Annotated in this window: 14 protein-coding genes; all 14 read left to right on the top strand. The window is 39.5% G+C overall.

Going from position 1 to position 22521, the window contains the following annotated elements; all coding sequences use genetic code 11:
* Positions 1-134: 134 nt before the first annotated feature.
* The 14 genes from hemL to HC728_RS18050 all read left to right on the top strand — a co-directional run bounded on the left by hemL (position 135) and on the right by HC728_RS18050 (position 22508).
* Positions 135-1430, top strand: a complete 1296-nt coding sequence (gene hemL / locus HC728_RS18115; RefSeq protein WP_012534220.1) for a glutamate-1-semialdehyde 2,1-aminomutase — start codon at positions 135-137, stop codon at positions 1428-1430.
* Positions 1431-1770: 340 nt separating this feature from the next.
* On the top strand, positions 1771-2856 hold the full coding sequence (locus HC728_RS18110; RefSeq protein ID WP_012533785.1) for an AI-2E family transporter: 1086 nt from the start codon (positions 1771-1773) through the stop codon (positions 2854-2856).
* A 117-nt stretch (positions 2857-2973) separates the two neighbouring features.
* Positions 2974-3993, top strand: a complete 1020-nt coding sequence (gene rsmC, locus HC728_RS18105) for a 16S rRNA (guanine(1207)-N(2))-methyltransferase RsmC (protein WP_012533401.1) — start codon at positions 2974-2976, stop codon at positions 3991-3993.
* Positions 3994-4158: 165 nt separating this feature from the next.
* Entirely contained in the window at positions 4159-7539 is a 3381-nt protein-coding gene (locus HC728_RS18100) for a response regulator (protein ID WP_017019174.1), read from the top strand.
* A gap of 621 nt (positions 7540-8160) precedes the next feature.
* Positions 8161-9834, top strand: coding sequence for an ABC transporter substrate-binding protein (locus HC728_RS18095; RefSeq protein WP_005420807.1), 1674 nt, complete (start codon positions 8161-8163; stop codon positions 9832-9834).
* Between the two features lie 149 nt (positions 9835-9983).
* Positions 9984-10970 (top strand): ABC transporter permease, encoded by a 987-nt coding sequence (locus tag HC728_RS18090; protein ID WP_005420809.1) that lies wholly within the window; start codon positions 9984-9986, stop codon positions 10968-10970.
* 2 nt (positions 10971-10972) lie between these two features.
* A complete protein-coding gene (locus tag HC728_RS18085) occupies positions 10973-11998 on the top strand; it encodes an ABC transporter permease (protein WP_065595746.1) in 1026 nt (341 codons plus the stop codon).
* A gap of 1 nt (position 11999) precedes the next feature.
* The gene (locus tag HC728_RS18080) at positions 12000-12983 is read left to right on the top strand and encodes an ABC transporter ATP-binding protein (protein ID WP_005420813.1); all 984 of its coding nucleotides are present in this window, start codon (positions 12000-12002) and stop codon (positions 12981-12983) included.
* A 22-nt stretch (positions 12984-13005) separates the two neighbouring features.
* A complete protein-coding gene (locus HC728_RS18075) occupies positions 13006-14001 on the top strand; it encodes an ABC transporter ATP-binding protein (RefSeq protein ID WP_005420816.1) in 996 nt (331 codons plus the stop codon).
* A gap of 48 nt (positions 14002-14049) precedes the next feature.
* Complete coding sequence (locus HC728_RS18070) at positions 14050-15768, top strand: glycoside hydrolase family 9 protein (protein ID WP_190395850.1); 1719 nt, start codon at positions 14050-14052, stop codon at positions 15766-15768.
* A 2-nt stretch (positions 15769-15770) separates the two neighbouring features.
* Entirely contained in the window at positions 15771-16646 is an 876-nt protein-coding gene (locus HC728_RS18065) for an N-acetylglucosamine kinase (protein ID WP_190395849.1), read from the top strand.
* A gap of 20 nt (positions 16647-16666) precedes the next feature.
* Entirely contained in the window at positions 16667-18571 is a 1905-nt protein-coding gene (locus tag HC728_RS18060) for a beta-N-acetylhexosaminidase (RefSeq protein WP_190395848.1), read from the top strand.
* 38 nt (positions 18572-18609) lie between these two features.
* On the top strand, positions 18610-21015 hold the full coding sequence (locus tag HC728_RS18055) for a GH36-type glycosyl hydrolase domain-containing protein (RefSeq protein WP_063650479.1): 2406 nt from the start codon (positions 18610-18612) through the stop codon (positions 21013-21015).
* Positions 21016-21095: 80 nt separating this feature from the next.
* The gene (locus tag HC728_RS18050; RefSeq protein ID WP_005420824.1) at positions 21096-22508 is read left to right on the top strand and encodes a phosphoglucomutase/phosphomannomutase family protein; all 1413 of its coding nucleotides are present in this window, start codon (positions 21096-21098) and stop codon (positions 22506-22508) included.
* The last annotated feature ends 13 nt before the right edge of the window (positions 22509-22521 follow it).

Genomic DNA, 22521 nt, shown 5'->3' with positions numbered 1-22521 from the left:
CGTTCTCATAAAATGAAGATCGCATTTATCAGTACTATTTTACTATTAGATGGGGATTAATACGATCAACTCAAGCTTTTTTAGGTACAATAGCGCCCAACTGGTCCAAATTAATTACTATGAGGATATAAGTAATGACCAAATCAGCAGAACTATTTGCAAAAGCGCAAGATAAAATCCCTGGCGGTGTAAACTCTCCTGTTCGTGCTTTTGCTGGCGTTGGTGGCTCACCAATTTTCGTTGAGCGTGCCGATGGCCCTTTAATTTTTGATGCCGATGGCAAAGCTTATATTGATTATGTTGGTTCTTGGGGTCCAATGATCCTTGGTCATAACCATGCCGCAATTCGTGAAGCAGTTATCTCTGCAGCACAACGTGGTTTAAGTTTTGGTGCACCCACTGAAACTGAAATTACTATGGCTGAATTAGTTTCTGAACTCGTACCATCAATGGAACAAGTTCGCATGGTAAGTTCAGGTACTGAAGCAACAATGAGTGCTATTCGTTTGGCTCGTGGTTACACAGGCCGTGATAAAATCATGAAATTTGAAGGCTGTTACCATGGCCATGCTGATAGCTTACTTGTTAAAGCAGGTTCTGGTGCATTAACCCTAGGTCAGCCAAGTTCTCCTGGTGTTCCTGCTGATTTTGCTAAATACACATTAACAGCAACTTTTAATGATTTAGATTCTGTTCGTGAACTATTCACTGCAAATAAAGGCGAAATCGCTTGTATTATTGTTGAGCCAGTAGCTGGTAACATGAACTGTATTCCACCAGTAGAAGGGTTCCACGAAGGACTTCGTCAAATTTGTGATGAAGAAGGTGCTCTATTAATTTTTGATGAAGTAATGACTGGTTTCCGTGTGGCTGAAAACTGTGCTCAAGGTTACTACAACATCAAACCAGACCTAACAACATTAGGTAAAGTAATCGGCGGTGGTATGCCTGTTGGTGCATTTGGTGGTCGTAAAGACGTAATGCAATACATTGCACCTACTGGACCAGTTTACCAAGCAGGTACACTTTCAGGTAACCCTGTAGCGATGGCTGCTGGTTTTGCCTGCTTAAAAGTATTAACTGAAGAAGGTAATGAAAAACGCCTTGCAGATACAACGAAACATCTAGCTAATGGTTTTAAAGAGTTAGCAAATAAACACGGCATCCCAATGGTTGTGAACCAAGTGGGCGGAATGTTTGGTTTCTTCTTTACCGATCAAGAAACAGTAACCAGCTACGCTGATGTTGCTAAGTGTGATATTGAAAGATTTAAACGCTTTTTCCACCTAATGCTTAAGAAAGGGGTATACCTAGCACCTTCAGCATTTGAAGCAAGCTTCACTTCTTTGGCTCATGGACCAAAAGAAATCGAAGCGACATTAGAAGCTGCTGACCAGTGTTTCGCGATCATTGCTTCTGAAACTAAATAAGATTTATTTTAATCAGATAAAGGCTTTCATTATTGAGAGCCTTTTTTCATATAATATAGCCATAATAACCCAGTAACAGCTTAATCACCCTACCATGAAAAAGTGATAATACTTAATAAGTAATTATTGCCAAAAATACACAACTGCCACCAATAACCCGATAACTATCACAGGAATAATTGGAAATCTTTTTTTCTTACTTCCCGCGCATGTCTCTTTATCACAACAGCCCATCGTTACTCTCCATTAATCTTGCTATGATGATCAACTAGCTATATAACTATCTAAATTGCTATCATCTTAATTTTATAAACCGATAATCGCATCATAAGGGAATAATGTGTCTCATTTCAATAAACTGAACTCCAGTCATTGGGTTTTAATTGCTGCTTTGCTTGCTGCTGGTTACGCATGCTTCCTTTTAATTGAACCCTACTTAAACCCAATCATTCTTGCTTTTATTATGTCGTTATTATTTGCACCTTTACATAATAAAATCAGTGACCGACTCCCTAACAGCCCAAATAGTGCTGCAATACTTTCTTGTATGGCGTTAACTTTTATTATTGCTATTCCTCTATTCTTTGTTTTTATTGCCATTGTTCAACAAGGTGCAACATTCTCAAAAGACGCTTACCACTGGGTTATTGATGGTGGAATACAAACCTTATTCCAACACCCGTTTGTCGCAAAAGCGTTATCTTTTATTAATAAATACCTACCTTTTGATGCCATAGATCCTGCAGAGGTCACTCAAAAAGTGGCGCAACTTGCATCGCAAATAGGCACTCGAATTGTTGGAATGAGCGCTCAAATTGTTGGTGATGTAACTAATGTTCTAATGAATTTCTTTTTAATGTTATTCGTTTTGTTCTTTTTACTTCGTGACCAAGACAAAATCATTTCAGCATTTCGCCATGTATTACCTCTTTCACGCAGCCAAGAAGATCGTTTATTAGATGAAATTGAACAAGTCTCGAAATCAGCAGTTCTTGGTTCATTTTTGACAGCAATAGCACAAGGTATTGCCGGTGGTTTTGCTATGTGGCTTGCAGGGTTCCCTGGTCTATTTTGGGGAACAATGATGGGGTTTGCTTCATTTATTCCAGTTGTAGGAACCGCTTTAATTTGGGTTCCAGCAACCATTTATCTATTGCTTACTAATCAATGGGAATGGGCCATCTTCTTAACTGCATGGGGCGTATTAGTTGTAGGATCTATTGATAACATCGTACGACCACTCTTAATGCAAGGAAACTCTGGTATGAATACCTTACTGATTTTCTTCTCATTATTAGGTGGTATACAGCTTTATGGTTTAATTGGATTAATTTATGGTCCAATCATTTTTGCTCTAACATTAGTTTTATTTAATATGTACGAAACTGAATTTAAGACTTTTTTAGATCAACAAGATAAGAACTAAAGCGATTTAAAACCATTTAAGGCCACTGATTTTTCATCATCTTCAGTGGCCTTTTCTTTTCCTTCCTATCACTTTGTGGGACAATCCTGCCAGTTTTTATATTATTTCGAGGCCATAATGTCTTACTCTGCACCAAGTCAAATTACTCAACGCCAACTTGCTTATTTTGAAGGCAAGCATGTTCTCATTGCTGGTGAGTTAATCGATGACTTTCCTTTTGAGCTAGCAAAGCATTGTGAATCAACCTCAATTTTCACGACTAACTATTCATACTATAAGCAATTTGCTGAGCATGATTCTATTCACTGCTATTTTGGTTCTGAATTAACAGAAACAACCAATGCCGATATGATTTTACTCTACTGGCCTAAAGCAAAAGCAGAAGCAGAATACTTACTAACGATGCTGTTAGCAAAACTGGGCAAAAGCACGGAAATTGTTGTTGTTGGTGAAAACCGAAGTGGTGTAAAAAGCATTGAAAAAATGTTTGCTGATTTTGGTCCGATAAATAAATTTGATTCAGCTCGTCGTTGTAGCTTTTATTGGGGTCAGTGTACTGAAGAAGCGCCAACATTCAATCAGCAAGATTGGTTTAAAGAATACCAAGTTGAATTTGAAAACCACACTATCGAAGTAAGAAGCTTACCTGGTGTATTCAGCCACGGCGAATTTGATAAAGGCTCTGAGCTTTTACTACAAACCTTACCCGCACTACGAGGCCATGTACTTGATTTTGGATGTGGTGCTGGTGTTATTGGTTCGGTAATGAAAACAATCAATCCTAAAATTCACTTAGATATGGTTGATATCAGTGCGCTTGCTATAGCCTCTTCTATTGAAACGTTAAAAGCCAATAACCTTGAAGGCTGTGTATTTGCAAGTGATGTGTATTCAGATACTAAAGAGAATTACCAATTTATTGTCAGTAATCCTCCTTTCCATGCAGGTCTTAAAACACATTATTCTTCAACAGAAGAGCTATTAGAAAAAGCACCACAAAATTTAACCCATGAAGGGCAATTAATTTTAGTGGCCAATAGCTTTTTACAGTACCCACCAATCATTGAAAAAGCATTTGGTGAGTGCCTAACATTAGCTAAAAATAACAAATTTAAGATCTATTCAGCTCAAAAATAATTCTTGCCTCCCGCCGCACTTTATCACTCTGCTGCTTGATTTTTAACATGAATTAAGTATAAGAAGCAGCAGAGTTTCTCGTTAAAATCAAACTCAATAAAACTTACTGACACGTTAAATATGTCAATTTCGCTGAATGGATAACAGTGTGGACTAGGCCTTCAAATGGATAAAAAACAACACTTTAAACGTCTACAAAATACGTTGATGATTGCGTTTCTTGTTTTAAGCATAACGCCATTGTCACTTATTGCAATTTTCTTTCTTCACTCTCACAGCCAAGATCTTGCAACACAAAGTACCGCGCATCTTGTGTCATTACGAGATAACAAAGAACAACAAATTACAAATTACTTTAAAGGGCGTAAGTCCGAAGTATTAGGATTTGCTCGCTCTGAGCTAGCTAATGCAAGTGGTGGTCGATTTTATGGTTTAGTTAGTGCGTTTCCACACTTAGGTACATCCATAGAAGACGCTCGTAAAAACGCACAACTGCGATATATCACAGGCTCTGGTGATAAAATTAGAACCAGTGTTCTTCCTGAATCAGACTCTTATATTGGTAGTGAACGCTACCGTCTTTTACATAAACGTTACCATTGGGCATATTTAGAACTCTTAAAACGTTCAGACTTTAGTGACGTTCTATTAGTTGATATTAATGGCAACGTTGTGTATTCCAAAGCCAAAGAAGACAATTATGGTACGAATTTATTAACAGGTAAGTACAAAGACAGTACGTTAGCGGATACATATAAAAAGATCCGAACATTAATGAAAAAGCCTGAGAGCGAAGATAATATTCCTATCATTTTTTCTGATTTCAATACCATAAATAACGAAACGGTAGCATGGTTTGCAGCTCCAATAGTACAGCAAGGTTACTTACATAGTTTTGCTCTATTCAAATTACCAAATACAGGTCTAATTGAATTGATTGGAGATAATACTGATACAAGTTCCATCAAAACCTACTTTGTAGGCCAAGACTCTTATTCCCGTATCAGCAATGAAGACATTGAAAAAAACCTCTCTGAAAATATGAAGTTGGCGCTATCAGGTGAATCAAATGTCGGTAGCTTTATTGATAAGCACGGAGAAAAAGTGCTTGCCGCATTTACTTCTATTAATGTTGATGGACATTTATGGGGACTATCACTTGAACTTCCAGAAAAAGAGGCTTTTGCTCGCATTCAACAACTTGAGCAAATCTTTGTTATTGCAATGATAATAGCCATTGTCTGTGTTGTTATTGCTTCGCATTTCTTATCTAACTCAATCACAGCGCCACTTTTACGCTTAACATGGGCGGCAGAACGAGTATCTGCTGGTGATCTTGATCAGGAGATGATCAGCACGGATAGAAAAGATGAAATTGGTCGCTTAGCAGTTAGTTTTGCACGAATGCAACGCTCAATAAGAGAAAAAATCCAACTAATTAAAGATCAAAATGAAGAACTTGAAGCTAACTTAGCTACCATTCAATTAAAGAACAATGAACTGGAAGCTGCTGATAAATTAAAAGATGAATTCTTAGCAACCACATCGCATGAGTTAAGAACACCACTACATGGTATGGTTGGCATCGCAGAAGCCTTATATACAGGAGCCAACGGTCCAATATCGGCATCTCACCGCCATCAATTGGAGATAATTATAAATAGTGGTCAACGCTTAACAAGTCTGGTTAATGACCTACTTGATTATCATAAAATGCGTCATGGTAACCTTGATATAAATAAGCATGTTACCGATCTATCCTCAGCAACCAGTTTAGTTCTGGAGTTATCACAACACCTTCTTGGAAATAAATCCATTCGCATTATTAACCAAGTAGATAAATCATTACCTGTTGTTTTTGTCGATGAGCAACGACTTGAACAGGTTCTTTATAATCTTATTGGCAATGCGATTAAATATACATCAGAAGGTAAAATTGTTATTTCAGCAAGTGTTGTAGATCAATTCTTGCGAGTTCAGGTCGTAGACACTGGGCACGGAATTCCGGCAGATGAATTAGAACATATTTTCGAACCATTAATTCAAGCAGGTCATGATTCAAACCGCTATCGTCAAGGCTCAGGTCTTGGTTTATCAATCAGTCGACAATTAATTGAATTAATGGGTGGCTCTTTATATGTAAGTAGCCAACCAATGGTAGGAGCGACATTTAGCTTTACCCTTCCTCTTGCAACTAAAGAACAAATTCAACAACACAAATTGCTTGCTCAAGAAGGTATTACTCACTATCAAACACCTGAAAAACTTGAATATAATTTAGATGAGATTGATGAGGAATTACCAGAAAACCCTGAGGGTCCACTTTTATTAGTTGCGGATGATGAGCCCGTTAATCTACAAGTACTTACTAGTTTCTTAAAACTCGAAGGCTACCGAGTGAAAGTAGCTAATGATGGACCTGAAACATTAAAAGTATTTGAAGAAGAAAAGCCTGAATTATTATTGCTTGATGTCATGATGCCTGGAATGAGCGGCTATGAAGTATGCCAATCATTAAGAGAGACTTATAGCCACTCTCAACTGCCTATTATTATGTTAACGGCCTTAAATCAAACTCAAGATAGGATTCGAGGTTTTGAGTCAGGCGCTAACGACTATTTAAGTAAGCCTTTTAATAAACAAGAACTAGCAGCTCGAATAAAAGCGCATCTTAAAGCAAGTAAGGCTGAACTATTTTTAAGTGAAAATGATCGCCTACAGCAAGAAATTCGCCATAGAGAAAAAGTGGAAGCCAGTTTGCTCGAGACACAAGCTCATATATTAGAGCAACTTAACCATGCACAAGAGGCCATTATATGTGCCAAGAGTGATGGAAAAATTAAGTATGTAAATAACTCTGCAGCGAAACTATTTCAAAGAACAGAAGAACAACTTTCACGTTACTCTATTGATGAGTTAATCGCTAAACGCAGCCTTATTGAAAGTAAACAAAATCACCGTGGCAATATTGATGTTTATATTGATGGTGAAATAACACAAATAAACGCTGATTTATTACATCTTCCTGCAGAGTCAGGGTTATCTCTTATTCTTGTAGTTAGCCATAAACACGAGGCAAGCGAACAACGAATTCATGACTTAGAAAGTGCAGTAGAAGCACTATCTGCATTTGCATTCGAAGGCGATAAACAAAAACTAAACTCGCTATCGTTAGTTGGTGGAGATATTGCGCAACTAGCCACTAAGGCTAATGAAAATAAAGAAGATAAAGGCACCATCATGCGAGAGCTCATTGTTGACGGCATGATCTCAGGCCTTTCTTATTGGGAAGAGTCCACAGGGCAAACCAAATACACTCTCGCAGAAGAGAGTGGATTATGGCGAGTGTATTTAGATAGAAGCACACTACAAACACGTACACTTGATAAATACTTACGAGTAGAAACCCTGCCGAAAACACCACGCTGGAGAACCGTAATTAGTACTTTAGAGTACATTTTAGAACATTGTGAGCAATACAATGACCAACGTGACAAACTAGTTAGAATTAAAGATAAACTACAAATACTCATATCCAACAACTAATATTCACCATCGTAACTCAACCTAAAAGCCCGTAATATTTACGGGCTTTTTTTTCACCACAACCAAATTCACGGTTCAAAAAAAGCACTTAATCAGCACAGTAATTTGACTGTATTTAGCTATTTTTTAGTGGAAAAAACTCATCTATTATATATTTGTCATAATTATGAGAAGCGACTCACAACAAACCTTGTCCAATAATTTTAGCGATAAAATTAACGATAGAGATCACAGGTGATCAAGGTCACCACTATAGAACAAGGAAAAAGAAAGTATAATTATAAAGGCTAAAACAGTAAGTAATCACTAACTTAATAACATACGGAACGACGTATATGAGATAAAGGTCACACCACTAAAATAGAGTAAAAAACACACACAATTACAGAAAATAACGTTTTTGACGTTAAAAAAAGTTATTTTGCCGTTTTTAACGGTAATCCAAATTGACGTTTTGAGCCGAAAACGGTTTCCTATACATGCCCAAGGCCTACAGACCACTCAAAAACCATTAGAAAGGCAATTTGGAAAAATGGATTTGAGGTAAGCCTTTAATGTGTGTTTATCAAATTGATAAAGACGTATATATCGTGAAACTAAAGCAAAGAGTAAGGAACAGCTATGCTTGCCAATATTAAAAAAACTACATTAGCTGCTGCAGTACTTGCAGCAACAACGGGTTTTGCAGCTACAGATGCAGCGGCACGAAGTGAGCTAACAGTGGTACCAGATTTCTACCCTACAATGATCCAAAACTTTAACCCATACCTTGCAACTAACCTTCGTACAACAACTGATTTTGTTTACGAACCACTAGTTATCTTTAATGAAATGCATGGTAACAAACCAGTTATGCGTCTTGCGGAAGATTTCCGTATGTCTGATGACCTTATGAGTGTAACTTTTGACATTCGTAAAGGTGTTAAATGGTCTGATGGTGAGAAATTCACAGCTGACGACGTAATTTACTCTTATAAACTACTAAAAGATAAGCCTGAGCTTGATCAGCGTGGTATCAATAAGTGGGTTACAAACGTTGAACGTGTAAATGAATACCAAGTTAAATTCAGCCTATCTGAAGCTAACTCAAACGTTCCATACGAAATTTCACTAGTTCCAATCGTTGCTGAGCACATTTGGTCTAAAGTGAAAGATCCAACAACATTTACAAATGAAAACCCAGTAGGTACAGGTCCATTTACTGAGATCGATACTTTTACACCTCAACTTTACATTCAGTGTCGTAACCCTAACTACTGGGATAACGATAACCTAGATGTGGACTGTTTACGTGTACCTCAAATCGCAAACAACGACCAATTACTAGGTAAGATTGTTAACTCTGAACTAGACTGGACTTCTTCTTTCGTTCCAGATATCGATCGTACATACGCTTCAGCAAGTCCTAACCACCAATACTGGTACCCGCCATCAGGTACACAAGCATTCATGGTTAACTTCAAAAACCCTGATGCAGCTAAAAACGAAGCGTTAACAAACGTTGAGTTCCGTCGCGCTATGGGTATGGCTCTTGACCGTCAAACAATCATTGATATCGCATTCTACGGCGGCGGTACTGTGAATGATTTCGCATCTGGTCTTGGCTATGCATTTGAAGCTTGGTCTGATGAAGGTACTCACAACAAGTACAAGAAATTCAACACATACAACGTTGAAGGCGCTAAAAAGCAACTAGCTAAAGCTGGCTTTAAAGACGTAAACGGCGATGGGTATGTTGATACTCCATCAGGTAAGCCTTTCGAGCTTCTAATCCAATCTCCAAACGGCTGGACTGACTTTAACAACACAGTTCAACTTGCTGTAGAGCAATTAGATGAAGTTGGTATCAAAGCGAAAGCTCGTACTCCTGAGTTCGCGGTATACAACCAAGCAATGCTAGAAGGTACTTATGATGTAGCTTACACAAACTACTTCCACGGTGCCGATCCACACCTATACTGGAACAGTGCTTACAACTCAGCACTTCAAGAAGGTGATGGTATGCCTCGTTTCGCAATGCACTACTTCAAAGATGCGAAACTTGATGCTCTACTTGATAGCTTCTACAAAACAGCTGACCGTGATGAGCAATTAGAAATCGCTCATGGCATTCAGAAAATCATCGCTGAAAACCAAGTAACAATCCCTGTGATGTCTGGTGCTTACATGTACCAATACAACACAAAACGCTTCAGCGGTTGGTGGAACGAGAAGAATCCTAAGGGCCGTCCAAACATCTGGGCTGGTATCCCTGAGCGTCTTCTACACGTTCTTGACCTAAAACCTGTTAAGTAATATGTAACTGTCTTTGCGGTGCACCCTTTGTGCACCGCCTATTCCCCCCCCTTCCCTACTAGCTAAAGGAATGGCGCTCGTCGTCAGGGGATTTTATGTCCTGATTTCCAGGTCAGGCAAACAATATCTGGATGAGTAAGGTGTGAGTTATGGGATTTTTTCTAAGACGTTTATCGTTCTATTTTATTGCGTTGGTCGTTGCTGCAACGATTAACTTTATCATTCCGCGAGCAATGCCTGGTGACCCAGTTACCATGATGTTCGCTAATGCAACCACTCAGGTAACTCCTGAGCGTATTGAAGCAATGAAACAATTGCTTGGCTTTGTTGATGGCCCTCTATATGAGCAATACTTTATCTACATCAAAAACATCCTAACTTGGGAATTAGGTACTTCTATCAAATTCTATCCGCTAAGTGTAAATGATTTACTTGGTGGTGCATTTGGTTGGTCATTATTCCTAGCAGGTACTGCGGTAATTTTATCATTCTCTCTAGGTTCTATTCTTGGCATCTTTGCAGCATGGAAACGCGGTAGTGCTTACGATACATTCATCTCTCCAGGGATGTTGGTTATCCAAGCTGTACCTCAAGTCGTTATTGCAATGTTAGCTATGTTTACCTTTGCTGTCGGTTTGAAATGGTTCCCTACAGGCTACGCATATACTCCAGGCACAATTCCAGATTGGACAAGCTGGGCATTCATTAAAGATGTTGCTTATCACGCTATTCTTCCACTGTTCTGTGCAGCTATCGTTCAAATTGGTGGCTTCCTAATTAACATGCGTAACAACATGATTAACCTACTTGGTGAAGACTACATCACCATGGCTAAAGGTAAAGGCTTAAGCGAAAACCGCGTTGTATTTAACTATGCAGCACGAAACGCAATGCTTCCAAGTGTTACTGCTCTATCAATGTCATTAGGTATGGCAATTGGTGGTCAGTTAATCGTTGAAATCATCTTCAACTATCCAGGTCTTGGTTCTGTACTATTTAACGCAATCACTTCTCGTGACTACCAAGTTCTTCAAGGTCAGCTACTTATCATGACTCTGTTCATGCTGTTCTTTAACCTTCTTGCTGACATGTTATACGTTGTTCTAGACCCTCGCCTACGCAAGGGAGGAAAATAATAATGAAAGGCTTAATTAAACTACTTTCAGGTAACCCTAAATCTCTGTTTGGTTTAGGTATCCTATTCATGTTTATCTTTATTGCTGTGTTCGCACCATTTCTTAGCGACCATGCTCCAGATAAACGTACTGGTAAACCACATGAATACCCAAGCTTTGTTGTAAACGCTGCTCAAAATAACCCTGAAGGTTGGGTTGCAGAAAACCTAGCAACCGATCGCCGTACATTACTGATGTCTAAAAAAGCAGATCACGTAATGGGTACAACTCGTATGGGTCGTGACGTTTGGTCTCAACTTGCACACGGTGCACGCGTATCACTTGCTGTTGGCTTTGGTGCTGGTGTTGTTGTTTGTTTCTTAGCAACCATCATCGGTGTTTCTGCGGGTTACTTTGGCGGTAAAGTTGATGATGTATTAACAGCAGCAATGAACATCATGCTTGTTATACCTCAATATCCACTACTATTCGTTCTTGCAGCATTTATTGGTGAGGCAGGGCCAATGACCATCGCCCTCATTATCGGTTGTACCTCCTGGGCTTGGGGCGCACGTGTAATTCGTTCTCAAACCTTAGCACTACGTGAAAAAGAATTCGTTAAGGCCGCAGAAGTTCTTGGTGAATCAGCATGGCGCATCATCTTTGTTGAGATTCTTCCAAACCTTATCTCTATCGTTGGTGCAAGTTTCATCGGCTCAGTGATGTACGCAATCATGATGGAAGCAACCATCTCGTTCTTAGGTCTTGGTGACCCAAGTACAATCAGCTGGGGCATCATGCTTTACAACGTACAAACATCATCATCAATTCTAATTGGCGCATGGTGGGAACTGATTGCTCCTTGTATGGCTCTGACGCTACTCGCAATTGGTCTAGCAATGCTTAACTTTGCGGTCGATGAAATTGCTAACCCTCAACTACGTTCTCATAAAGGTATGAAACGCTGGAAGAAAATGGCATCTCAAGACACTGAAGAACGTAAGCCAGATTTAGGTAAACCAGAATTAAATTGGAACAGGGAAGATTAATATGACTGACCCACAAATTTCTATCCGCAATCTATGTGTGGATTACATTACTGACGCTGGTGATGTACGTGCTGTAAACAATGTGAGTTTTGACATTGGTAAAGGTGAAGTCTTTGGTCTAGCAGGCGAATCTGGTTGTGGTAAATCAACCGTAGCATTCTCTTTAATGCGCCTGCATAAGCCGCCAGCATTCATTACCGGTGGTGAAGTGTTCTTCGATGGTAAAGATATTTTAAAGTACAGCGATGCTCAAATGCAGGCATTCCGTTGGAGTGAAATGTCAATGGTATTCCAAAGTGCCATGAACGCATTGAACCCAGTACTAACGATGGAAGAACAATTTTGTGATGTGATTATGCGTCACACAACCATGACTCGTGAGCAAGCAATTTCTCGTGCACAAGGTTTACTTGAAATTGTTGATATTCACCCTAGTCGTTTGACTGATTACCCACACCAGTTCTCTGGTGGTATGCGTCAACGTTTAGTTATTGCAATTGCGTTAGCGTTAAATCCGAAAATGATCATTATGGATGAACCAACTACCGCTCTTGATGTAGTTGTTCAACGTGAGATCTTACAAAAAATCTATGCGCTTAAAGAAGAATTTGGTTTCTCTATTCTGTTTATTACGCACGATTTATCGTTAATGGTTGAGTTCTCTGATCGTATTGGGATCATGTATTCAGGTGAATTAATCGAAGTAGCTTCTTCTAAAGAAATCTTAACTTCGCCTTATCACCCATATACAAAAGGCCTTGGTAGCTCATTCCCACCGTTAACAGGACCAAAAACGAAATTAACAGGGATCCCAGGGAACCCTCTAAATTTACTAGAGGTTCCACAAGGCTGTCGCTTCCAAGCTCGCTGTGATCGTGTACATGAAGCATGTCGTTCGATTCCAACACAGCTTCGTCAGATCGAGCCTGGACACTTGTCAAACTGTCACCTTTACGGTGAAACCATTGCACAAGTAAAAGCATAAAACGGATTTTCTGGAGTAAATTATGAGCAAAGAATTTGGCGAATTACTGATTGAAGGTAAAAATCTGGTTAAAGATTTCCCTGTAAGCAGTAACGCACTTAAAAACCCAATGATGCGTGCTATTAATGACGTATCTTTCAAAATGTACAAAAGCCGTGGTCTTTCTGTGGTAGGTGAATCTGGTTCAGGTAAATCCACCACAGCAAAAATGATAGCAAAAATGTATGCACCAACAGATGGTGTAATCGAATATAAAGGTCGTGATATTCAAACTATCGTTAAGAAAAACGATTTAATGACTTATCGCGAAGGTGTTCAAATGGTATGGCAAGATCCGTTTGGTTCTTTAAACCCTACTCACAACATCTTCCACCATATTGCTCGTCCTCTTCTTATCCATAAGAAAGTGACTCCAGGCAATAAAAAGGAATTAGAAGAGCGCGTTTACGATCTTCTAGAACAAGTTGGCTTGATCCCACCTAAAGAAACTGCGGCAAAGTTCCCGCACCAACTTTCAGGTGGCCAACGTCAACGTGTAAACCTTGCAAGAAATATTGCTGTTGGTGCTGAAGTGGTATTAGCTGACGAACCAACCTCAATGCTTGATGTGTCGATTCGTGCTGGTGTTCTAAACCTAATGGAAGAGATGAAGTTCGAGAAAAAAATGTCTCTTCTTTATATCACTCACGATATCGCAACTGCACGTTACATTGCAGAAGATCTTGCGGTTATGTATGTCGGTCACATGGTTGAATGGGGTGATACGGATGAGATCATCCACGATCCACAACACCCATACACTCAACTACTTGTATCAGCAGTTCCAGATCCAAGTAAGTCGATCCATACAGAACTAAAAGGCAACAAAGGTGAAATTCCATTATGGACACCTGAATCAGTAGGCTGCCCTTTTGCTGGCCGCTGTCTTCACGCAAGTGCTAAATGTAAAGAACAAATGCCTGGCGTAACAAAACTGTCAGACAACCATTTTGTTCGTTGTTACTTATACGAAAATTAATTTCATTTGTAATTCTGAACAGCAGTAATTGGTATTTTGGAGAAATAGATGCAACTGTTAACTAACCATATTGGATATGAAACAAACGGACCGAAATCAGCAGTATTATTGGCTACCACTGCCCTTACGCAGCCAATATCAGGTCATATTGTTTGTACTCAAACACAAAAGGTCAAATACCGTTTTTCTATTTCTTCATCAGACCAAGTCGCTCATTGGCATCAAGGTTATTTTGCTGAGATAACATTTACTGATTTTACTGAAGAAGGTGAATTCATTCTTGTTATCGAAGGTGCAATGTCTCACTCTTTTGTTATCAAAACCAACTTATTAATGGCGCACACATTTTCTGATGTTATGCACTATTTCAAATCACAACGATGTGGTGGGGTTTTCGATAAACAAGATAAACAAGCACCTTTATTAAATAGCAACGAAACCGTGGATGTTCATGGCGGTTGGTATGATGCATCCGGTGATGTGAGTAAATACCTTAGTCACTTATCTTATGCTAATTACCTTAATCCTCAGCAAATTCCGATGGTTGTTTGGAATATGCTCAAAGGATTAGAACTAACACAAAACCTATCGGATTTTGCCGCTTTCTCTCGCACCCGTCTTACGGAAGAGGCGTTATTTGGTGCAGACTTCCTAGTTCGAATGCAAAATCCGGCAGGTTTCTTTTATATGACCGTCTTTGATAAATGGAGTAAAGATATCAATCAACGTGATATTTGTGCTTATGCTACTCAAGAAGGTCATAAATCCGATGATTATCAAGCAGGATTTCGTCAAGGTGGTGGCGTATCTATCGCTGCTCTTGCCGCTGCATCTCAATTAACACTTGATGGCGAATTTACTCGCGAAGAATACTTAGCCGCAGCAACTAAAGGCTACTGGCACTTAAAAGAAAACAACCTTAGTTATTTAAATAATGGCGAAGAAAACATTATTGATGAATATTGTGCTCTTCTTGCTGTTATTGAACTGTTTAAAGCAACACAAGAAAATAGCTTCTTAATTGAAGCTCGAATCTGGGCCGATAAACTTTCTGCACGTCAACAAAGTGATGATAATTTCTCACACTTCTGGTCAGCGACTGATAATGGCGAACGTCCATATTTTCACGCAGCAGAAGCAGGCCTTCCTGTTATTGCCCTCTCTCAGTACTTAGAGATTGAAACCGATAATAGCCGCAAAGCTCATACTCAATTAGTGATCAATCAAGCGGTTGAATTTGAATTGACTATTTCATCGGAGACATTCAATCCATTTGGTTACCCAAGACAATACGTTAAAGCCGTTAATGGTCAAAAACGCAGTGCTTTCTTTGTTGCTCACGACAATGAGTCTGGTTACTGGTGGCAAGGCGAAAATGCTCGACTCGGCTCTCTAGCGAGTATGAGCTACCTTGTGTTACCACACCTAACCTCTAACGAGCTAAAACAAAGACTAACCTCATTTGCTCAACATAACCTGAACTGGGTGCTAGGTCTAAATCCTTATGACATGTGTATGTTAGACGGTCATGGCCACAATAACCCTGATTACCTTCCTCATCTTGGTTTCTTTAATGCCAAAGGTGGTGTTTGTAATGGAATTACTGGTGGTTTTGAAGACGAAGAAGATATTGCATTTAATCCTGCACCACATGGCGATGATATGTTGCAAAACTGGCGTTGGGGTGAGCAATGGATCCCTCATGGCGCATGGTATCTGTTAGCGATTATGTCTCAATCCGCTTATTACTCAGAGCAAGGAGCATAATCATGACGCATTTATATGTCGGTATTGATGGTGGCGGTACGTCTTGTCGAGCTCGTATTCGCAATGAACAAGGTGAATTATTAGGTGAAGCAAAAAGCGGAAGCGCTAATATCCTACTTGGTGTTGATGTAGCAATGAATTCAATCATTGACGCCATCACCCAAGCTGCTGCACAACATAATTTAACGGATGCGGATTTCTCTCGCATGCACCTTGGTTTGGCTCTTGCTGGCGCTGAACAAAAATCAGCTTGGCATAACTTTATGCAACAAGCTCACCCTTTTGCCTCAATGGTTCTTAATACCGATGCCTACGGCGCTTGTCTAGGAGCTCATAACGGTGAGAATGGCGCGATAATGATCGCAGGCACAGGCTCTTGTGGCATCTATATTAGCAAGGGTCAACAACATGTTGTTGGTGGGCGCGAGTTCCCTATTTCAGATCAAGGCGGTGGCGCTATTATGGGACTTCGTTTAATTCAATATACCCTATTGGCCTCCGATGGTATTAAACCTACCACCGCTCTTACCGAACACGTATTAGCGCACTTTGAGAATGATATCGATAGTATCGTTGATTGGTCTAAAACGGCTCGTCCTTGTGATTATGGTCAGTTCTCACCTGCTATTTTTGAACTTGCATTAAAAGGAGACACGCTTGCTATCGATATGCTGCAACAAACAGCAAGCGATATTGAAATGTTTCTAACCGCACTAAACAAAAAAGGAGCTACAAAAATCGCTCTTATGGGAAGTATTGGTGAACGCATTGTTGAATGGCTATCGCCTTCTATTCGTCAATATTTAGTACAGCCGCAATTTGATGCCATTGAAGGTGGCATTATGATGGCAAGAAACAAAGAACATAACCTGTTCTAGTCTTTTATAAGGAAAAGATGATGGATTATCGTGTAGACCTTGTTGTCTTATCAGACAAAGAAAAGTTAAACCGTTTTGGCTTAACCTTACATAATTTAAGCGATGTGGATCTTCATCATTGGCAATTACAATTTACTATTGATCGTTTTATTGCACCTGAAAGTAATTCCCAAGGAACATTAGAACAAGTCGGTAGTTTTTGTAAATTAACTCCAGATCCCAACCAAGTACTAAAAGCAAATAATCACTATTATGTTGAATTTAGTATTGGTACCGCCCCTTTTCGCTTTATCACCGATGGTTTAGATGATGCCGCTATTTTTGTTGATGATGGCAAAAATACTCATTTTTTAGATGTATCGATCTCACCGATTGTTTTGGCTTCACCATACTCAGAGAGAACGTCTATCCCTAGAGTTGCTCCTTCTGAACTGTCTCTTATTCCAAAACCAGAATCAGTACAACGTTTTGATGGCCAATTTAATCTAAAAGATAAAATCTCTCTAGAAACACAAACCCATTTAGCACAAGGTGCCGCACAGTGGTTAAGTGATGAATTAGAAAATATTACTTCTTTAAAGTATCCGATTAAATCACAAGGTCAGATCCAATTCATTGCTAATCCAACATTAGATAAAGGTGCATATCAACTTTCGGTATCTGAAGATATCATCACTCTTACAGCAGGCTCTAATGAGGGATTCGTTCACGCATCTGCAACGCTTTTACAATTAATAAATGAAAATACACACTTGATCCCGTGTGCAAAAATCAAAGACCAACCACGCTTTCACTATCGTGGAATGATGCTAGATTGTGCAAGACACTTCCATCCACTAGAGCGTGTAAAACGTTTAATTAATCAATTAGCTCATTATAAATTTAACACTTTCCATTGGCATTTAACGGATGACGAAGGATGGCGAGTAGAAATAAAAGCCTTTCCTGAATTAACGCAAATTGGTGCATGGCGTGGGCCAGAAGAAGTGATTGAGCCACAATACACTCATATAGCAGAAAAGCATGGTGGTTATTATTCTCAAGAAGAGATTAAAGACGTCATTGCTTATGCAGAACAGCGTGGAATAACAGTAATACCTGAAATCGATATTCCAGGTCATTGCCGTGCAGCTATTAAATCACTACCTCATTTGTTAATTGATTCTGACGATAATTCGGTTTATCGCAGTATTCAACACTACACAGATAATGTGCTATCACCAGCAATCGAAGGTACCTATCAGTTTATTGATACGGTGCTCGAAGAAATTGCCGCTCTTTTCCCAGCTCCATACGTTCATATTGGTGCTGATGAAGTTCCAAAAGGGGTTTGGACTGATAGTGAAAAATGTCAAAAACTGATGGAAGAGCAAGGTTATAGCGACCCTGTTGAACTACAAGGTCATCTACTTCGTCATGCTGAAAACAAATTAAAACAACTAGGCAAACAAATGCTTGGTTGGGAAGAAGCTCAACATGGTAATAAAGTCAGCAAAGATACCGTTATTTACTCTTGGTTGAGTGAAGAAGCAGCATTAAATTGTGCCAAACAAGGCTTTGATGTCGTACTCCAACCGGGTCAAACCACCTATTTAGATATGGCACAAGATTATGCTCCTGAAGAACCTGGAGTAGATTGGGCAAATGTTCTTCCTCTTGAAGAGGCTTATAACTACGAACCTCTTGCTGAATTAGCTGATAACGACCCTATTCGTAAACGCATTCTCGGAATTCAATGTGCACTTTGGTGTGAAATCATCAATAACCAAGAGCGCATGGATTACATGATTTTCCCACGTCTTTTAGCAATATCTGAAGGAATGTGGACACAAAAACAACACAGAAACTGGACAGACTTTTTAGCAAGGTTAAATGGACGATTACCAACCCTAACACGTCAGGGTATTAATTTCCGTCAACCATAAGTCACCCATTTATTAGTATTTTAGTTAAGGATAAAAAAATGAAATACGGTTTTTTCGATAACGACAATCGTGAATATGTCATCACACGCCCTGACGTACCAGCACCATGGACTAACTACTTAGGTACAGAAAAGTTCTGTACGGTTATTTCTCACAATGCTGGCGGTTACTCTTTCTATAACTCTCCAGAGTACAACCGTGTTACTAAGTTCCGCCCAAATGGCACATTTGATCGCCCAGGACATTATGTTTATTTACGTGATGATGAAACTGGCGATTACTGGTCAATCTCATGGCAACCAGTAGCAAAAAGCTTAGACGAAGCAAACTATGAAGTTCGCCACGGTCTTTCTTACTCAAAATTCAAATGTGAGTACAACGGTATTGAAGCAACAAAAACGTTATTCGTACCAAAAGGTGAAGATGCTGAAGTATGGGATGTCGTGATTAAAAACACGAGCGATAAACCACGCACTATTTCAACGTTCTCATTTGTTGAGTTTTCATTTAGCCATATTCAATCTGATAATCAAAACCACCAGATGTCTCTTTACTCTGCGGGTACAGAATACAAAAATGGCGTACTTGAATACGATCTTTACTACAACACCAATGACTTTGAAGGCTTCTACTACCTAGCTTCAACGTTTGACCCTGATTCATATGATGGCCAACGCGATACCTTCTTAGGTCTATACCGTGATGAAGCAAATCCGATTGCCGTTGAAAAAGGACGTTGTTCAAACTCAGCGCAAACTTGTTATAACCACTGTGGTTCTCTGCATAAACAATTCACAATTCAACCTGGTGAAGAAGTGCGTTTTGCTTACGTACTAGGTATTGGTAAAGGTAATGGCGAACGTCTACGTGAAAAATATCAAGACGTGGCAAATGTGGATGCGGCATTCCAAGAAATTAAAAATCACTGGAATGAGCGCTGCGAGAAATTCCAAGTATCATCACCAAACGAAGGCCTAGATACAATGATCAACACATGGACGCTATACCAAGCTGAAACGTGTGTTGTATGGTCTCGCTTTGCTTCTTTCATTGAAGTTGGTGGTCGAACAGGTCTTGGTTATCGTGATACTGCTCAAGATGCGATTTCTGTACCTCACGCTAACCCAGCAATGACTCGCAAACGTATTGTGGATTTACTACGCGGACAAGTAAAAGCAGGTTACGGTCTACATCTATTCGATCCAGATTGGTTTGATCCAGAAAAAGCAGATGTTAAACCATCTAAATCACCGACAGTGGTTCCAACACCATCTGACGACGACAAGATCCACGGTATTGAAGATACGTGTTCTGATGACCACTTATGGATCGTTCCTACTATTATCAAATACGTAATGGAAACCGGTGAGCATTCTTTCTTTGATGAAGTGATCCCATATGCTGATGGTGGCGATGCAACGGTTTACGAACACATGAAAGCTGCGCTAGATTTTTCTGCTGAATATGTTGGGCAAACAGGTATCTGTAAAGGTTTACGAGCTGACTGGAATGACTGTCTAAACCTAGGTGGTGGTGAATCATCAATGGTTTCATTCTTACACTTCTGGGCGCTTCAAGAGTTCCTAGATTTAGCTAAATTCCGTAATAACGATGCTGACGTAACGAAATATACAGAAATGGCAGCAAATGTTCGTGAAGCGTGTGAAACACACCTTTGGGATGACGAAGGCGGTTGGTACATTCGTGGCCTAACAAAAGATGGCGACAAAATTGGTACAGCACAACAAACCGAAGGTCGAGTGCATCTTGAATCAAATACATTAGCGGTACTTTCTGGTGCGGTGTCTCAAGAACGTGGCGAGAAAGCGATGGATGCCGTTGATGAAAACCTATTCTCTGAATACGGTCTTCACCTAAATTCACCATCATTTGCAACACCAAATGATGATATCGGTTTTGTTACTCGTGTTTATCAAGGCGTAAAAGAAAATGGCGCAATCTTCTCTCATCCAAACCCATGGGCTTGGGTAGCAGAAGCGAAACTTGGTCGTGGTGACCGTGCGATGAAGTTCTACGATGCACTTAACCCATATAACCAAAATGACATCATTGAAAAACGTATTGCTGAACCATACTCATACGTTCAATTCATTATGGGTAAAGATCACCAAGATCATGGTCGTGCAAACCACCCTTGGTTAACTGGAACATCGGGTTGGGCTTACTTTGCAGTAACTAACTTTATCTTGGGTGTTCGTACTGGTTTTGATGGATTAACGATTGATCCATGTATTCCAACAAACTGGCCTGAATTTACCGTTACTCGCCAATGGCGTGGCGCCACTTACAACATTCAGGTGAAAAACCCGAATTCTGTAAGTAAAGGGGTTCAAAGCATTACGCTTAATGGTACAGAAGTTGTGGGTTCAGTACCGGTTCAAGCCGAAGGTTCTATTAACGAAGTTGTCGTAATTATGGGCTAAGCTCGTTTAATGATGAGCTAAGTTTTATAGACAAAAGTAAGGCACCTTATTTTGGTGCCTTACTATAAAAGGAATTTACTATGATTCAATTTGGTACAGGTGGTTGGCGCGCATTTATTGGTGAAGAATTTACCAAAGACAACGTACGTCTTGTTGCTCAAGCACTATCAAATATTATGATTAACGAACAAGTCCAAGATAAAGGGTTTGTTATTGGTTTTGACCGTCGCTTCTTATCAGATAAAGCAGGAAAATGGTTTGCAGAAGTTGTTGCAGCCAATGGCATTAAAGTAAGTTTTATTGATAAGTTTGTTCCAACCCCTATCGTTATGTTCCAAACAAAAGAGATGGGTTGTATCTATTCAGCTTGTATCACTGCATCTCATAACCCTGCAGACTACAACGGTGTGAAAGTGTTCATCGAAGGTGGTCGTGACGCCGATGAAATCATTACCCAAAAAATCGAACAACAAATTGCTCATTTAACTCAACAAGATGTTAATGCATTAGAATTTGAAGAAGCGGTTACTGCGGGAAAAATTGAAATCATTAACCCAATGAACGCATTTGTTGACTCAATCATCGATTTTATTGATATCGAATCAATTAAAAAAGCCAACTTACGTGTACTTATCGATCCAATGTTTGGTGTAGCAAAAAATGCGCTTCAAACGGTGTTAATTAATGGTCGTTGCGATGTTGACGTTATCAACGATGGTGAAAATCCTGCATTTGGAGGCTTAATGCCATCGCCAAGTGCTGCTACTTTGTATCGCTTAAAACACTTAGTTGCACACGAAGGTTATGACATTGGTATTGGTACTGATGGAGATGCTGACCGTCTAGGTATTATCGATGAAAAAGGTAACTTTATTCACCCTAATGAAGTCCTAATTCTCCTTTACTACTATTTACTTGAGTACAAAGGCTGGAAAGGCTCAGTGGTTCGTAATATTGCAACGACTCACTTACTTGATAAAGTCGCAGCAGATCATGGTGAAAAATGCTTTGAGGTTCCTGTAGGCTTTAAGCACATCAGCTCTCAAATGGAAGCGGATGACTCTTTAATCGGTGGTGAAAGTTCTGGTGGTTTAACCATTCGTGGACATATTAAAGGTAAAGATGGCGTATTCGCTTCTAGCTTATTAGTTGAAATGATCAGTGTTACAGGTAAAAAACTATCTGAAATGCTTGATGAGATTTACGCTAAATACGGTTACGCCTATACAGCAGAAGGCGATTGCACCTTTAAACCAGCAGAAAAAGAAGCCCTATATAATAAAATTTATGTAGAGAAGCAACTGCCTGAATTTGAATATGAAATAGAAAAAGTAAGCTATGAAGATGGTGCAAAAGTTTACTTTAAAAATGGCGGTTGGGTTATTGCTCGTTTCTCTGGTACCGAACCATTATTACGTATTTTTGCAGAGATGGAAGACAAACCAACAGCAGAAAAAGTACTTAATGAAATGAAAGCTTTCCTTTCTCTTTAGTTTCTACGTTTTA

The sequence above is a fragment of the Aliivibrio sp. S10_S31 genome, assembly GCF_014694495.1.
In the GTDB taxonomy this organism is placed as follows: domain Bacteria; phylum Pseudomonadota; class Gammaproteobacteria; order Enterobacterales; family Vibrionaceae; genus Aliivibrio; species Aliivibrio fischeri.
This window is presented reverse-complemented; position numbering and strand designations above follow the sequence as displayed.

What these genes read in the sequence shown, in the direction of transcription:
- hemL (WP_012534220.1), top strand. Translation starts at nt 135, where the DNA reads ATGACCAAATCAGCAGAACTATTTGCAAAAGCGCAAGATAAAATCCCT.
- rsmC (WP_012533401.1), top strand. Translation starts at nt 2,974, where the DNA reads ATGTCTTACTCTGCACCAAGTCAAATTACTCAACGCCAACTTGCTTAT.
- HC728_RS18100 (WP_017019174.1), top strand. Translation starts at nt 4,159, where the DNA reads ATGGATAAAAAACAACACTTTAAACGTCTACAAAATACGTTGATGATT.
- HC728_RS18095 (WP_005420807.1), top strand. Translation starts at nt 8,161, where the DNA reads ATGCTTGCCAATATTAAAAAAACTACATTAGCTGCTGCAGTACTTGCA.
- HC728_RS18090 (WP_005420809.1), top strand. Translation starts at nt 9,984, where the DNA reads ATGGGATTTTTTCTAAGACGTTTATCGTTCTATTTTATTGCGTTGGTC.
- HC728_RS18085 (WP_065595746.1), top strand. Translation starts at nt 10,973, where the DNA reads ATGAAAGGCTTAATTAAACTACTTTCAGGTAACCCTAAATCTCTGTTT.
- HC728_RS18080 (WP_005420813.1), top strand. Translation starts at nt 12,000, where the DNA reads ATGACTGACCCACAAATTTCTATCCGCAATCTATGTGTGGATTACATT.
- HC728_RS18075 (WP_005420816.1), top strand. Translation starts at nt 13,006, where the DNA reads ATGAGCAAAGAATTTGGCGAATTACTGATTGAAGGTAAAAATCTGGTT.
- HC728_RS18070 (WP_190395850.1), top strand. Translation starts at nt 14,050, where the DNA reads ATGCAACTGTTAACTAACCATATTGGATATGAAACAAACGGACCGAAA.
- HC728_RS18065 (WP_190395849.1), top strand. Translation starts at nt 15,771, where the DNA reads ATGACGCATTTATATGTCGGTATTGATGGTGGCGGTACGTCTTGTCGA.
- HC728_RS18060 (WP_190395848.1), top strand. Translation starts at nt 16,667, where the DNA reads ATGGATTATCGTGTAGACCTTGTTGTCTTATCAGACAAAGAAAAGTTA.
- HC728_RS18055 (WP_063650479.1), top strand. Translation starts at nt 18,610, where the DNA reads ATGAAATACGGTTTTTTCGATAACGACAATCGTGAATATGTCATCACA.
- HC728_RS18050 (WP_005420824.1), top strand. Translation starts at nt 21,096, where the DNA reads ATGATTCAATTTGGTACAGGTGGTTGGCGCGCATTTATTGGTGAAGAA.